General features: G+C 44.0%; 17 protein-coding genes and 1 riboswitch. All 17 genes read right to left on the bottom strand.

What is annotated here, in order from left to right:
* Nucleotides 1–25 precede the first annotated feature (25 nt).
* A complete protein-coding gene (gene sufB / locus UJ203_RS14025) occupies nucleotides 26–1,423 on the bottom strand; it encodes a Fe-S cluster assembly protein SufB (protein WP_024713611.1) in 1,398 nt (465 codons plus the stop codon).
* 20 nt (nucleotides 1,424–1,443) lie between these two features.
* The gene (gene sufU / locus UJ203_RS14020) at nucleotides 1,444–1,887 is read right to left on the bottom strand and encodes a Fe-S cluster assembly sulfur transfer protein SufU (protein WP_322011681.1); all 444 of its coding nucleotides are present in this window, start codon (nucleotides 1,885–1,887) and stop codon (nucleotides 1,444–1,446) included.
* A complete protein-coding gene (gene sufS / locus UJ203_RS14015) occupies nucleotides 1,877–3,097 on the bottom strand; it encodes a cysteine desulfurase SufS (protein WP_105953845.1) in 1,221 nt (406 codons plus the stop codon). Before sufS ends, sufU begins: the two co-directional genes overlap by 11 nt.
* Entirely contained in the window at nucleotides 3,097–4,410 is a 1,314-nt protein-coding gene (gene sufD, locus UJ203_RS14010; RefSeq protein ID WP_105953846.1) for a Fe-S cluster assembly protein SufD, read from the bottom strand. The genes sufS and sufD overlap by 1 nt, the downstream gene beginning before the upstream one ends.
* A 17-nt stretch (nucleotides 4,411–4,427) precedes the next feature.
* On the bottom strand, nucleotides 4,428–5,213 hold the full coding sequence (gene sufC, locus UJ203_RS14005) for a Fe-S cluster assembly ATPase SufC (RefSeq protein WP_010331788.1): 786 nt from the start codon (nucleotides 5,211–5,213) through the stop codon (nucleotides 4,428–4,430).
* A gap of 177 nt (nucleotides 5,214–5,390) precedes the next feature.
* On the bottom strand, nucleotides 5,391–5,543 hold the full coding sequence (locus UJ203_RS14000; protein ID WP_010331789.1) for a hypothetical protein: 153 nt from the start codon (nucleotides 5,541–5,543) through the stop codon (nucleotides 5,391–5,393).
* A 192-nt stretch (nucleotides 5,544–5,735) separates the two neighbouring features.
* Nucleotides 5,736–6,113 carry a carboxymuconolactone decarboxylase family protein gene (locus tag UJ203_RS13995; RefSeq protein ID WP_038954281.1) on the bottom strand — a complete coding sequence of 126 codons (378 nt, stop codon included), beginning with the start codon at nucleotides 6,111–6,113 and terminating at the stop codon, nucleotides 5,736–5,738.
* 82 nt (nucleotides 6,114–6,195) lie between these two features.
* Nucleotides 6,196–7,017, bottom strand: coding sequence for a methionine ABC transporter substrate-binding lipoprotein MetQ (gene metQ, locus UJ203_RS13990; RefSeq protein WP_105953847.1), 822 nt, complete (start codon nucleotides 7,015–7,017; stop codon nucleotides 6,196–6,198).
* A gap of 13 nt (nucleotides 7,018–7,030) precedes the next feature.
* Nucleotides 7,031–7,699 carry a methionine ABC transporter permease MetP gene (metP, locus tag UJ203_RS13985; protein WP_010331792.1) on the bottom strand — a complete coding sequence of 223 codons (669 nt, stop codon included), beginning with the start codon at nucleotides 7,697–7,699 and terminating at the stop codon, nucleotides 7,031–7,033.
* Nucleotides 7,692–8,717 carry a methionine ABC transporter ATP-binding protein MetN gene (gene metN / locus UJ203_RS13980; RefSeq protein WP_024122771.1) on the bottom strand — a complete coding sequence of 342 codons (1,026 nt, stop codon included), beginning with the start codon at nucleotides 8,715–8,717 and terminating at the stop codon, nucleotides 7,692–7,694. The genes metP and metN overlap by 8 nt, the downstream gene beginning before the upstream one ends.
* Before the next feature lie 107 nt (nucleotides 8,718–8,824).
* A riboswitch (SAM riboswitch) is annotated at nucleotides 8,825–8,931 on the bottom strand.
* Between the two features lie 114 nt (nucleotides 8,932–9,045).
* Nucleotides 9,046–9,390: an SCP2 sterol-binding domain-containing protein gene (locus UJ203_RS13975; protein ID WP_024122772.1), complete on the bottom strand. Its 345-nt coding sequence runs from the start codon at nucleotides 9,388–9,390 to the stop codon at nucleotides 9,046–9,048.
* Between the two features lie 107 nt (nucleotides 9,391–9,497).
* The gene (locus UJ203_RS13970) at nucleotides 9,498–9,818 is read right to left on the bottom strand and encodes a thioredoxin family protein (protein ID WP_024122773.1); all 321 of its coding nucleotides are present in this window, start codon (nucleotides 9,816–9,818) and stop codon (nucleotides 9,498–9,500) included.
* Between the two features lie 11 nt (nucleotides 9,819–9,829).
* Nucleotides 9,830–10,183 (bottom strand): toprim domain-containing protein, encoded by a 354-nt coding sequence (locus UJ203_RS13965; protein WP_322011672.1) that lies wholly within the window; start codon nucleotides 10,181–10,183, stop codon nucleotides 9,830–9,832.
* Nucleotides 10,184–10,260: 77 nt separating this feature from the next.
* The gene (locus UJ203_RS13960) at nucleotides 10,261–10,497 is read right to left on the bottom strand and encodes a YusG family protein (RefSeq protein ID WP_010331799.1); all 237 of its coding nucleotides are present in this window, start codon (nucleotides 10,495–10,497) and stop codon (nucleotides 10,261–10,263) included.
* Between the two features lie 55 nt (nucleotides 10,498–10,552).
* Nucleotides 10,553–10,936 carry a glycine cleavage system protein GcvH gene (gene gcvH / locus UJ203_RS13955; RefSeq protein ID WP_010331800.1) on the bottom strand — a complete coding sequence of 128 codons (384 nt, stop codon included), beginning with the start codon at nucleotides 10,934–10,936 and terminating at the stop codon, nucleotides 10,553–10,555.
* A gap of 66 nt (nucleotides 10,937–11,002) precedes the next feature.
* Entirely contained in the window at nucleotides 11,003–11,359 is a 357-nt protein-coding gene (locus UJ203_RS13950; protein ID WP_024122775.1) for an arsenate reductase family protein, read from the bottom strand.
* 111 nt (nucleotides 11,360–11,470) lie between these two features.
* Nucleotides 11,471–13,255, bottom strand: a complete 1,785-nt coding sequence (gene fadE, locus UJ203_RS13945; RefSeq protein WP_322011667.1) for an acyl-CoA dehydrogenase FadE — start codon at nucleotides 13,253–13,255, stop codon at nucleotides 11,471–11,473.
* Nucleotides 13,256–13,265: the final 10 nt, after the last annotated feature.

Raw genomic sequence — 13,265 nt, 5'->3', positions numbered from 1 at the left:
TATTCCGCCGGGTTTTATTTTTACATTAACCGATTGAACCTTCCATTTCGAATTTAATCAAACGGTTCATTTCAACTGCGTATTCCATTGGAAGCTCTTTTGTGAATGGCTCGATAAAGCCCATTACGATCATTTCAGTCGCTTCTTCTTCGGAAATGCCGCGGCTCATCAAGTAGAAGAGCTGTTCTTCAGATACTTTAGACACTTTCGCTTCGTGCTCCAATGAAATGTTATCATTTAAGATTTCATTGTAAGGAATTGTATCTGATGTTGATTTGTTATCCATAATGAGCGTATCACACTCGATGTTGGAACGGGCGCCTTCCGCTTTACGTCCGAAGTGGACAATTCCGCGGTAGGTTACTTTCCCGCCTTGTTTAGAGATCGATTTTGATACGATTGTGGAAGATGTGTTTGGTGCAAGGTGAATCATTTTCGCACCCGCATCCTGATGCTGGCCTTTACCCGCAAGAGCAATAGAAAGCGTCATACCGCGCGCGCCTTCACCTTTTAGGATACAAGCCGGATATTTCATTGTCAGTTTAGATCCGATGTTGCCATCGATCCATTCCATAGTTGCGTTTTCTTCACAGATCGTACGCTTTGTTACAAGGTTGTAAACGTTGTTCGCCCAGTTTTGGATCGTTGTATAACGGCAGTAGCCGCCTTTTTTCACGATGATTTCAACAACCGCACTGTGAAGAGAGTTTGTTGTGTAAACAGGTGCCGTACAGCCCTCAACGTAATGCACGCTTGCTTCTTCGTCAACGATGATCAGCGTACGTTCGAACTGACCCATATTTTCAGAGTTGATACGGAAGTAAGCTTGAAGCGGTGTTTCAACCTTCACGCCTTTTGGCACATAGATGAAAGATCCGCCGGACCAAACAGCTGAGTTCAGCGCCGCAAACTTGTTATCAGTCGGCGGAATCACTTTTGCCCAGTGCTCACGGAAAATATCTTCATTTTCTTTCAGCGCGCTGTCTGTGTCTTTAAAGACGATGCCTTGCGCTTCAAGATCTTCTTTCATGTTGTGGTATACAACCTCTGATTCGTACTGAGCAGAAACACCCGCAAGGTATTTTTGTTCAGCTTCAGGAATACCGAGCTTGTCGAAAGTTTGCTTAATTTCTTCAGGAACTTCATCCCAAGAACGCTCTGAACGCTCAGACGGTTTTACGTAGTACGTAATTTCGTCAAAGTTCAGTGAGTTTAGATCTCCGCCCCATTGAGGCATTGGCATGTTGTAGAAATGTTCAAGTGATTTCAAGCGGAAATCAAGCATCCATTGAGGCTCTTCTTTCATGCGAGAAATTTCTTCTACGATTTCTTTTGTCAATCCGCGCTCTGAACGGAAAATGGAAACGTCCTTGTCGTGAAAACCATATTTGTATTCACCAATATCAGGCATTTTTTTAGCCATCCATTTTCACTCCAATCCTTTTAATTGCCGCCTTCTTCTTTAGCGACTCCTTTTTCAAGTGCCTTCCATGACAGGGTTGCACATTTAATACGGGCCGGGAATTTTGAAACGCCTTGAAGGGCTTCAATATCACCCAGATCTATAGAATCATCATATTCTTTCCCTTGCATCATATCCGAGAAAATCTTAGACATGGAAAGGGCTGTTTCAACATCTTTCCCTTTAATCGCCTGAGTCATCATCGAAGCGGATGCCATTGAAATGGAACAGCCTTCCCCTTCAAATTTCGCATCTTCCACGATGTCTCCGTCAAGCTTCATTGTCAGCCTGATTCGGTCGCCGCATGTCGGATTGTTCATATCCACGACGATGCTGTCATTCAAAACCCCTTTGTTGCGCGGGTTTTTGTAATGATCCATAATCACCTGTCTGTACAATGTATCTAAGTTTGCATTAAAAGACATTTGTAAAATACTCCTTTGTCTTTTGAAGAGCTTCCACAAGCTTATCAATCTCTTCCTCTGTATTATACAGATAAAAGCTTGCTCTCGCAGTAGCAGTTACATCCAGCCATTTCATCAGCGGCTGGGCGCAATGGTGACCCGCTCTGACAGCGATCCCTTCCGCATCAAGTACGGTTGCCACATCGTGCGGATGAACATCATCAAGGTTAAATGTGATCAGCCCGGCACGCTCTTCTGGTCCGTAAACCGTCACGCCGTCAAGCTGACGGAAGCGTTCAAGCGCATAAGCTGCAAGCTTGTGCTCGTGGCGGGAAATCTCATCAAGGCCGATTTCTTCGAGAAAATCAATTGCGGCACCGAGACCGATTGCTCCAGCAATAATCGGAGTACCCGCTTCGAATTTCCACGGAAGCTCTTTCCAAGTTGATTCATAAAGCCCGACAAAGTCGATCATTTCACCGCCGAATTCGGCAGGCTCCATGTTTTCCAGCAGGGCTTTCTTTCCGTACAGCACGCCTACTCCGGTAGGACCGCACATTTTGTGGGAAGAAAGCGCAAAGAAGTCGCAATCGAGATCCTGCACGTCAATTTTCATGTGAGGCGTGCTTTGTGCACCGTCCACCACAATGACAGCCCCGTTGTCATGAGCGATGTTCGCCATTTCTTTTATCGGGTTGATCGTGCCGAGAACATTAGACACATGAGATACCGCAACAATCTTCGTATTGCTCGTGACTGTTGCTCTGACGTCATCTAATGAAATCGTGCCGTCTTCCTGCAGCGGAATATATTTTAATGTGGCGCCAGTCGCTTTGACAGCCTGCTGCCACGGAATGATATTCGCATGATGCTCCATATAGGTGATGACCACTTCATCACCCGGTTTCAGGTTGGCGCGCGCATAGCTTAACGCCACCATATTCAGTGATGTGGTCGTGCCTTTTGTGAAAATAATCTCAGCCATTGACTTCGCGTTAATAAACTTGCGGACTTTTTCACGCGCTCCTTCATAACCGTCTGTCGCTCTGGTTCCAAGCGTATGGACGCCCCGGTGAACATTGGAATTGTATTGGTTATAATACTTATCCAGTGTTTCAATGACAGCACGCGGCTTCTGGGAAGTCGCCGCGCTGTCGAGATAAACGAGATCATGTCCGTTCACTTGCTGATGAAGGATCGGGAACTGTTCACGAATATCTGTGATATTCATTACTTCACTTTCCTTTCGATAACAGAAACCAATTGTTTCTTAACGCCTTCAATCGGAAGTTCGTTAACTACCGGCGCAAGGAATCCATAGATGACTAAGCGTTCTGCTTCTTCTTTCGCAATACCGCGGCTCATCAGGTAGTAAAGCTGAATAGGGTCCACACGGCCGACAGATGCCGCATGTCCTGCAGTTACATCGTCTTCGTCAATTAAAAGAATAGGGTTTGCGTCTCCGCGCGCTTTTTCGCTGAGCATCAGCACACGGGATTCCTGTTCCGCATTCGCTTTAGAAGCGCCATGTTCGATTTTGCCGATTCCGTTAAAGATAGAAGAAGCGGAATCCTTCATCACACCGTGCTTCAAGATATATCCTTCAGAAGCTTTACCGAAATGAATGATTTGTGTCGTGAAGTTTTCTGTTTGCTCTCCTCTTCCGACAACAACCGTTTTCGTGTCGCCGTAAGTGCCGTCACCGTAAAGGTTTGTTGTGTTTTCGGAAATGGTGTCGCCATCGTTCATGAGGCCGAGAGCCCACTCGATTTTGCTGTCACGACCGCGCGCAGCACCGCGGCGGTTGACGTAAGTTGTCACGCCGGAAGACAGATTATCCACCGCACCGTATGTCACACTGGCATTATCACCTGTGATAACCTCACTGATAATATTGAATACAGCATCTTTCGGGTTGACCGTGCTGATGTAGTTTTCTACATACGTTACTGAGCTATGGTCTTCCGCCACAATCAATACGTGGTTGAACAGAGCTGTATCGTTGCTTTCGTGGACATAAACAGCCTGAACCGGCGTCTCCACCTGAACATTTTTCGGAACATAGAGGAATGCCCCTCCGTTAACAAGAGCTGCGTGAAGTGCAGTTAATTTATGCTCATCAACTTTCACGCCGTCTTTCATAAAGTATTTCTCCACTAAGTCGCTGTGCTCGCGTGCAGCAGTCAAAATATCAGTAAAGATAACGCCTTTGTCTTTCAATTCCTGAGAAAGAGAAAGGTATGCAGGCGTCTGATCACGCTGTACATATAACGTTTTATCTTCGTTTTCGACATCGATCAGCGCTTTTGCTTCATCAGTCAAATCTTCTAATGAAGAAAGCGGCTCATTATCAACTGTATGCTTCGCAAAGTTCGTGAAGTTCCAGTTTGTGATTTTTGTTTTGTCAGGCTTCGGCATCGGCAGATCCTCAGCTTGTTCAAGAGCCTGTAAGCGCAGGTTTTTCAGCCAGGCAGGTTCTTGATGCTTTTCGGAAAAGCTTTTGAGATACTCCTGATCTACGGATAGTTTTGTATCTAGTGTCATATTAATCCCCCTAACGCTTACGCTTCTTGGCCTACAGTTTCGTCTTCAATGCCAAGTTCTTTTTTAATCCAGTCATAACCTTCTGCTTCAAGACGCTGTGCAAGCTCTGCACCGCCGGATTTTACAACGCGGCCTTGCATCATAACGTGAACCACATCAGGAGTGATGTAGTTTAACAGACGCTGATAGTGAGTGATCATCAGGCAGCCGAAGCTTTCGCTGCGCATTTTGTTGATCCCTTTTGATACAACTTTCAAAGCGTCAATATCAAGACCTGAGTCGATTTCATCAAGGATGGCGATTTTCGGTTCAATCATCATCAACTGAAGGATTTCGTTGCGTTTTTTCTCCCCGCCTGAGAAGCCTTCGTTGAGGTAGCGCTGAGCCATTTCAGGGTCCATTTCTAAGAACTCCATGTTTTCGTCCATTTTGCGGATGAATTTCATAAGAGAAATTTCATCGCCTTCTTCTCTGCGCGCGTTGATCGCAGAACGAAGGAAGTCGGCATTTGTCACACCGCTGATTTCACTTGGGTACTGCATTGCAAGGAACAAACCTGCCTGCGCACGCTCGTCCACTTCCATTTCCAGTACATCTTTGCCGTCAAGCGTGATGCTGCCCTTCGTTACTTCATATTTAGGATGCCCCATAATAGCAGCTGACAGAGTTGATTTACCAGTACCGTTCGGTCCCATTACGGCGTGGAACTCTCCGCCTTTTATTTCAAGGTTTACACCTTTTAAGATCTCTTTCCCTTCGATTTCAACGTGAAGATCTTTGATCGTTAATGTTGAAGCAGCCATATCTATACCTCCAAAAATATATAATCATTATTCTCATTTTATTCTCATTCTAATTTTATAACAAATGAAAAGTAAATACAACTTTTTATCGTGCCTTGCACATTTCTCAAGTTTAACAAAGTTCAGCACTTTATTAAAGCAATTGAAAAAGAAAAAGAGTGGATTCCCACCCTTTTTTTAAAGACCGATTTTCTCATTAAGCTCCGCAGAATACCGCTTGCATTTTTTATATTCAAGCTCTCTCTGCCGCTCAACTTCCATTCTTGTATCCAGCCGGCGTCCGTATTCCTCGTACCCGATCCCATGCGACAGCTGCATCGCTTTTTCCATTTCTGACGTATAATCGAGGTCCAGTCTGTCCTGGCTGCTGCAAATAATGAATCAATCCCTTCATTTATTTACTGCTATTGTATCAGCTCTGCGACCGACGCTGCAAAATGGATATGGCTTGATATAACAACGGATGAGACGAAAGGACCCTTTGAGTTGAAATGAGAATCGTTTTTCGGAATATTCCTTCTTCTAATGCGTAGTGTTTCCAAATTCCTCTATGCACTGCTGGACAACTGTCACACCTTGGCTTAGAGCAGCTCCGCCTCCGAATGCCGCCGCCACACTGACCGCTTCAAGAATGTTTTCTTCCGTCGCTCCTTGGTCAAGACAGCCTTTTGTGTGATAGATCATGCAGTATTCGTCCTGAGCATTGATAGCGATCCCCAGTGCAATCAGCTGTTTTTCTCTTTCTGTTAGTGAATTAGCTGCAAAGCATTGTTCGGTGAATTCGTTAAACTTTCTTCCCATCATCGGCATCTTCTGTTCAAATGTGCCTAAACTTTGTTTATATTGTTTTAGCGCGTCCTGCATGCTTCCTCTATCTTGATTCAAAGAAAATCCCTCCATCTGTTTAACATTCCTTTTTATTATGAACAGCTTTAAGGAAAATACCCAAAAAACCCCGGATTTCTCATCCGGGGTTTCAGTCTTATTCAGATACAGGAAGCACAGCTCCGTCATATTTTTTATCGATGAAGTCTTTGATCTTTTTAGAGTGAAGAACTTCCATAAGCGCTTTGATTTTCGCAGAATCCTCTTCGCCATCTCTCACTGCAATGATATTGGCGTAAGGGTTATCTTTTGTTGATTCCACTTCAATCGCGTCTTTTTTAGGATTTAATTTATTTTGGATCGCATAGTTCACATTGATGAAGGCCGCGTCTCCTTCTTTGTTTTCATATGCTTTTGCCGTTAATTCAGGCGCTACTTTTTTGAACTGAAGGTTTTTCGGGTTTTTCTTAATGTCTTTCAGTGTTGCATCGACTGTCTCCACTTTGGAATCAAGTGTAATTAATCCTGCATTCTCAAGCATTGCAAGCATACGGCCTTGTTCAGCGACGTTATTTGTCAGGATAATTGTCGCATCGTCGGGAAGATCTTTTAATGATTTGTATTTTTTAGAATAAATACCGAATGGCTCTAAGTGAATCGCACCGGCATTCGCAAGTTTATAATCTTTGTTTTCTTTCATTTCTTGCTCAAGGTAAGGAATGTGCTGGAAGAAGTTCGCATCCACTTCTTTATCAGCTAAGGCTTTGTTGTACATTTTGTAATCACTAAGCACTTTCACTTTCAGTGTGTAGCCTTTTTCTTTTAACAATGGTTCAGCTTCTTTTAAAATTTCTGCATGCGGTGTTTTTGTAGCGGCAACAACAATTTCTTTCTTGCCGGATTCAGCGTTATTAGAACCGCAGGCAGCCATAACTCCTGCAAATACAAGCAGTAATGCACCTAAAAATAGCTTTTTCAATGTAAATCCTCCCTTATCGTTTGTCTATTATATTTGTTATGACATCACCGATCATTTGAATAATGAAAACGATGATTAAAATAAATACAGTAGCAACGAAGGTAACATCAGTATTATTAGACTGATATCCTTCTACATATGCAAGGTTTCCAAGGCCTCCTGAACCGATGGCGCCTGCAATTGCCGTTGAGCCGATCAAAGCGATGGCCGTAACCGTGATCCCAGAAATAAGGGCCGGCATGGATTCCGGAAGCAGCACTTTGAAAATAATCGTTGATGTTTTGGCTCCCATTGATTTCGCAGCTTCGATGACGCCTTTATCCACCTCGCGCAGCGCAATTTCAGCAAGCCGCGCGTAAAACGGGGCTGAGCCGATGACTAACGCCGGCAGTGCCGCGTTCGGCCCTAAGATGGTGCCGACTAAAAACTTCGTAAAACCTAGTAATAAAATAATTAAAATGAGGAACGGAATAGACCTGAATACATTGACAATGGCCGCAATCACAGTGTTGACCGCTTTGTTCTGCCAGAGGCTCCCTTTGCTTGTGAGAAAGAGCAGCAGACCGAGGATCACCCCGATGACAAAGGCAAAAACCAAAGAGATCAGCGTCATATAAAGCGTCTCGTATGTCGCGTTCCATAATTCAGTTACATCAACGTTCGGGAAGTATTTTTCAAACATTCGTGATCACCTCTGCTTTCACCTGTTTGTCATTAATAAACCGGATCACGTTTTGCACTTCTTCCTCGTCACCGTCAATATGGATGAACAATGAACCATATGCTCCGTCCTTCGTCTGCGAGATTTTCCCTTGCAGAATATTGACACTGACATTGAAGTTTCTGATCATCTCTGTAATCAGAGGCTGTTCAGCCGCTTCGCCGACAAATGTGAGCTGAACCGTTGTTCCTGACGCTTTTTCGTCAAGAAGATGCTGAAGCGTTTCTTTTGTTTCTTCAGGCTCAGTCACCTGCTGGACAAATCGTTTTGTCATTTCTTCCTTCGGATTCTTGAAGACATCGAGAACTTCTCCTTCTTCAACAACCTTTCCGTTTTCCATGACAGCGACTCTGTTGCAGATTTTGCGGATGACATGCATTTCGTGTGTGATCAGCACAATCGTCAAACCGAGTCTTTCATTAATATCGGACAAAAGATCCAAGATTGAATCAGTTGTTTGCGGATCTAAAGCTGATGTCGCTTCATCACAAAGGAGAACCTTTGGATTGTTTGCGAGCGCTCTGGCGATTCCGACCCGCTGCTTTTGTCCGCCGCTCAGCTGGGATGGGTAAGATTTTTCTTTTCCTTCTAAACCTACCAGTTTAATCAGTTCATTGGCACGCTTGATCCGCTCGCTTTTTTTCACCCCGGCAATTTCTAAAGGAAACATGATGTTATCTCTGACAGTTCGCGACCAGAGCAAATTAAAATGCTGGAAAATCATACTGATTTCATGGCGTGCTTTTCTTAAGTTGCGTCCGTTTACTTCATTAATCTTTGTTCCCGCCACTTCCACGATTCCTGAGCTCGGTTTCTCAAGTCCGTTCAGCAGACGGATTAAGGAACTTTTACCAGCTCCGCTATATCCTATAATTCCAAAAATCTCACCTTTTTTTATGGAAAGCGAGACATTTTGGACAGCATTGACATCTCCATGTTTCGACTTATACACTTTTGAAACATCCTGAAGATTGATCAAAGCGATCACCTGCCTTAACACTATTCTAAGAAATCTTCCGGTTTTTTCTGCAAAAGAAAAGCCTTTCTGCACACTTGAGCAGAAAGGCTTATATAAAACTCGCCTTTCTCTCATCTTTCAAAGCTGAACGCTTCGTGTGAATTGGCACCATTTCAACAGTGTTGATGGTTGCCGGGCTTCATAGGGCACTTCCCTCCACCTCTCTTGATAAGAGAAATATATAGTCTTTTTCGTCCGGAAATTCTTAATGTAGAATAGCATGGCGAATGATAAAATGTCAATAAAATAAATGATGTCAACTTTTACTATTATAATAATTTACTATTTTTCAATTCTTTAGAATCCTCTGAAAAAAACCATTAGTCAGCCACAGAATGGCTTCCAGCTTTAACAGCGCTCTGAATGAACCCTTTACCTTTAGGCTTCCGCTCTGGATCAGGTGCTGAAGGGAAATGTCTCCATGCAAAAGATCAATGATTTCTGTTTGGTTTCCATAAAAGGTCAGGTTGGACGTGTGGGGCGGAGAAATCTTTTTCATTTCCCCTTGTTCGTTTATTGAGACGGTTAAGGCTTCTGTTTCTCCTTGGAAGGTAATGAGCAATGTTGAAGTGTTCAAAAGGGGTTTTAAAAACAGATGCTGGTAATCATCTTCTAAAACTTCCGCTTTCTCCATTTGTACAACCTCCTATTTGTTGGTCATACATACACATTTCTCTCTTCAGCGCAAGAACCCCTTTATAAAACGAACGACAATTTCATTGGAATGCGCCGAGAAAAATGTCATAAATGAGATGCAGAAGATGATTTTTGTTTGATCAGCTCATATAAGTAAGAAACGGAATGAAACGCATACCCTCTTTCAATTACTTTCCCGCCCTTAAACAGCAGAAAACAAGGGACGCTTTCAATTTGATATGCTTTAGCAAACGCCGGTGAATAGTTGAGATTATTTTTATAGAAGGCGACAGACGGAAGCATTTCTTCGACAACTGTCAGCATTTTGCTTGCCAGCTGGCAGGTCCCGCAAAACGGAGTATATAAATATAGGAGATACACATCATCAGTAATGTGTTCAAGTTCTTGTTCTTGGAGTTCTTTCATGCTATAACACCTCAGGTCTTTCTTTCAAGAAAAATCGTATGGACATTCAGATTTGCGCTCAGCAATACAGATGCTATATGGTGTCTGGGCGCCGCCTCCACTTCCCTATAGGCTCTGTCGATATATAAATGGTAGGCTTCATTAAATTCCCTTTTCAGCTGTTTTCTCAATTTCTCGCCTGATTCATCGGCATCAACCAAAATATAGACGTCCTTCTCGTAAAGCTCGTCTGCCAATTCCTCCAGCTTCAGCTGGCTGATTGTTCCGTTTGTGCAGATAATGCGCACTGGCTCATCCAGGACGCTTTCAACCTTTTCTTTATCTGATTTCCCTTCAACAATCATGACTTTTTCCAGCTCGCCCATGTTCATCTGCTTCACCTGCCGCGTCAAATTTGAAACGTTCAGATTGTAAAAGAAGGCAGTGAAATTCACCGCCAACATTAACACCAGCCGCTTTCGTAGTCACAATCCACATATTTCTGATCGTCTCCTGAAACCACGTCGGCTGTCTTATAAAACTTTTCATTTTCGTAGGTAAAACCGGACTTAAGCTCATATTCATTCATGCCTGTCATTTGGCCGATCATCTCATCTTCATGATATAACGAGAGCCGGCCATTTTGAAAGCGGCCTGTCACATCATTGGTGACATCGAGCTTTTGTTTGCTGAAAGCCATATTGGACACCTCCCATAGCGTTAGCGTATCCAATTGCCTGCTCAGCTATCCGGTTTTAGTCTTGCTGTGTCATCTCTTCGTATTGCTCTGCTGTCATTAGTTTTTCAATTTCAGACGCGTCAGACGGTTCAACGACGATCATCCATGCTTTTTCATACGGAGATTCGTTGACGAACTCCGGGCTGTCATCAAGATCTTCGTTTACTTCCACTACAGTTCCGTTAATCGGTGCGTAAAGCTCAGATACCGTTTTTACGGATTCTACACTTCCGAAAGGCTCGTCCGCTTTGATTTCAGCGCCGACTTCAGGAAGCTCAACAAACACGATATCTCCGAGCTCGGATTGGGCAAAATGGGTAATGCCGATTTTGGCTTTTTCTCCTTCAACTTTTACCCACTCGTGTTCTTCTGAGTAACGCAAATCTTTAGGTATGCTCAATTGAATCCCTCCATTTTTTACAGCACTACAATAAGAAGATACCACACTTTTCGAAAAAAATTTACATCATGACCAGTTTTCTTCAAATTGATCTTCTTTAAAGCCGACTGTCACTTTTTCGCCGTCTGTTGTGAGCGGGCGCTTGATCAGCATTCCGTCCGAAGCCAGCAGTTCAAGCTGTTCGTCTTCTGACATGTGATACAGTTTTTCCTTCAGATTCAGTTCACGGTATTTCATGCCGCTTGTGTTGAAGAATTTCTTTAAATCCAGCCCGCTTTTTTCATAAAGCGATTTTAGCTCCTCTTTGCTTGGAGGCTGTTCTGCAATATGTATTTCGTTGATTTCTTTTCCGTGCTCTTCTAGCCATTTCTTCGCTTTGCGGCACGTTCCGCATTTAGGGTACCAGTAAAAAGTTAACGACATCTTCTTCCCCCTCAATAAAATAATCGAGGTTATTTTAACACAGTTTGTTTTAAAAACCTAAAACAGTGCTTCATAAAAAAAGAGCTCCGGATGAGCGGAGCTCCTTGGGACTCAGACAATATATTTTTCTGCCTCGAACACACCCGCTGCCGCTTCACGTTTTTTCCGAATGACATTTTTAGGCGTCACGCGTGTCAGCTTGCGGAGAGCCGAGAGCATCATACGGAGAGAATCTCCTTCTTCCATTGCAAGTAAAGATTCTTTCGCATGGGCTTCAATTTCGTTAAAGGCTTCTTGAACGAAAATTTCTGTGTACAGCAGCTTTTGCGCTGCTTTATCGCTTCCTTGCGCGGCAATGGCCTTTTCCGTTCTGAGCACGGCTGATTCCATTGCATATACATTGCTGACAATATCAGCAACGTTTACGAGAATTTCTTGTTCACGATCGATCGCTTTTCCGTATTTTTGCGCGGCAAGACCCGCTGCGAACAGGGCGATTTTTTTGGCTTGCTTGACAATATATTTCTCTTGCTCTAATACGCCGGTGCCCGGCTCCTCAGGCATAAGCATCATGAGTTCTTCTTGAAGCGCCTGTGCCTTTTCAAAAAGAGGCAGCTCGCCTTTCATCGCTTTCTTCAGAAACGTGCTTGGCACGATTAACCGGTTGATTTCATTTGTTCCTTCGAAAATCCGGTTGATCCTGGAATCCCGATAGGCTCTTTCCACCTCATACTCCTGCATAAATCCGTAGCCGCCGTGGATTTGCACGCCTTCATCGACAATATAATCAAGCGTTTCAGAGCCAAACACCTTGTTGAGAGAGCATTCAATGGCGTATTCGGCAATGGACTTCGCAATTTGTCTTCCGTCCTTTAGGTCTTCAGCTGTGAACTGGCTCATATTGTCTTCAAACAGCCCAACGGTTCTGTACACAGAGCTTTCCATCGCATACAGTCTTGATGCCATCGTCGCGATTTTTTCCTGGGTCAGCGAAAAGCCTGAGATCGGCGTTTTAAATTGGCGGCGCTGATTTGCGTAAGCTGCAGACAGCTCGATCACTCGTTTGGATGCGCCGATCGTTCCTACTGCCAGCTTGTAGCGGCCGATATTTAAAATATTAAAAGCGATGACATGCCCTTTGCCGATTTCTCCAAGAAGGTTTTCCTTCGGCACCTCAGCCTGATCCAAAATGAGGGTTCTTGTCGAGGACCCTTTAATTCCCATTTTCTTTTCTTCAGGTCCGGTTGATACGCCCGGAAAATCTTTTTCTACAATAAAAGCGGAAAACTTTTCGCCGTCCACTTTGGCGTAAACGACAAAGACATCGGCAAAAGCTGAGTTGGTGATCCACTGTTTTTCTCCGGTTAATACGTAATGCGTTCCTGCTTCATTCAGCACCGCTGTCGTTTTTGCGCCTAACGCATCAGATCCGGAACCCGGCTCAGTCAGTGCGTACGCAGCGATCTTTTCCCCTGAAGCCAGATCAGGGAGATATTTTTTCTTTTGCTCTTCCGTTCCGAAGAATACGATCGGCAAGGAACCGATGCCGACATGTGCACCGTAAGAAAGTGAAAAGCTTCCCGCACGCGAAAATTTTTCAGTGATCAGCGCCGAGCTGATTTTATCAAGGCCCAGCCCGCCGTATTCCTCGGGAACATCGGCTCCGAGAAGCCCTAGTTCTCCCGCTTTCTTCAAAAGCCGGACGGAATGTTCAAATTGATGGTTCTCAATTTCATCTATATGCGGCAGAACGTCCTGCTCAATGTAATCCTCCGTTGTTTTCGCAATCATTTTATGCTCGTCGGTGAAATCCTCCGGTGTATACATCTGATCATATGTGACATCCTCGATTAAGAAACCGCCGCCTTTTAGTACTTCAGCCGTTTTTTTCGTCATTTGTTTTTCC

The organism is Bacillus sp. V26 (genome assembly GCF_034296245.1).
Classification (GTDB): Bacteria; Bacillota; Bacilli; order Bacillales; family Bacillaceae; genus Bacillus; species Bacillus halotolerans.
The sequence above is the reverse complement of the archived record's forward strand: the minus strand, read 5'-3'. Positions and strand labels throughout refer to the sequence as shown.

Coding starts and splice junctions, on each gene's coding strand:
- UJ203_RS13975 (WP_024122772.1), bottom strand. CDS start 9,390: ATGGAGAAAGCGGAAGTTTTAGAAGATGATTACCAGCATCTGTTTTTA.
- UJ203_RS13995 (WP_038954281.1), bottom strand. CDS start 6,113: ATGGAGGGATTTTCTTTGAATCAAGATAGAGGAAGCATGCAGGACGCG.
- metP (WP_010331792.1), bottom strand. CDS start 7,699: ATGTTTGAAAAATACTTCCCGAACGTTGATGTAACTGAATTATGGAAC.
- sufU (WP_322011681.1), bottom strand. CDS start 1,887: ATGTCTTTTAATGCAAACTTAGATACATTGTACAGACAGGTGATTATG.
- sufC (WP_010331788.1), bottom strand. CDS start 5,213: ATGGCTGCTTCAACATTAACGATCAAAGATCTTCACGTTGAAATCGAA.
- fadE (WP_322011667.1), bottom strand. CDS start 13,255: ATGACGAAAAAAACGGCTGAAGTACTAAAAGGCGGCGGTTTCTTAATC.
- UJ203_RS13970 (WP_024122773.1), bottom strand. CDS start 9,818: ATGAAAGAACTCCAAGAACAAGAACTTGAACACATTACTGATGATGTG.
- sufS (WP_105953845.1), bottom strand. CDS start 3,097: ATGAATATCACAGATATTCGTGAACAGTTCCCGATCCTTCATCAGCAA.
- sufD (WP_105953846.1), bottom strand. CDS start 4,410: ATGACACTAGATACAAAACTATCCGTAGATCAGGAGTATCTCAAAAGC.
- UJ203_RS13960 (WP_010331799.1), bottom strand. CDS start 10,497: ATGGCTTTCAGCAAACAAAAGCTCGATGTCACCAATGATGTGACAGGC.
- UJ203_RS14000 (WP_010331789.1), bottom strand. CDS start 5,543: ATGGAAAAAGCGATGCAGCTGTCGCATGGGATCGGGTACGAGGAATAC.
- sufB (WP_024713611.1), bottom strand. CDS start 1,423: ATGGCTAAAAAAATGCCTGATATTGGTGAATACAAATATGGTTTTCAC.
- UJ203_RS13950 (WP_024122775.1), bottom strand. CDS start 11,359: ATGTCGTTAACTTTTTACTGGTACCCTAAATGCGGAACGTGCCGCAAA.
- UJ203_RS13965 (WP_322011672.1), bottom strand. CDS start 10,183: ATGGGCGAGCTGGAAAAAGTCATGATTGTTGAAGGGAAATCAGATAAA.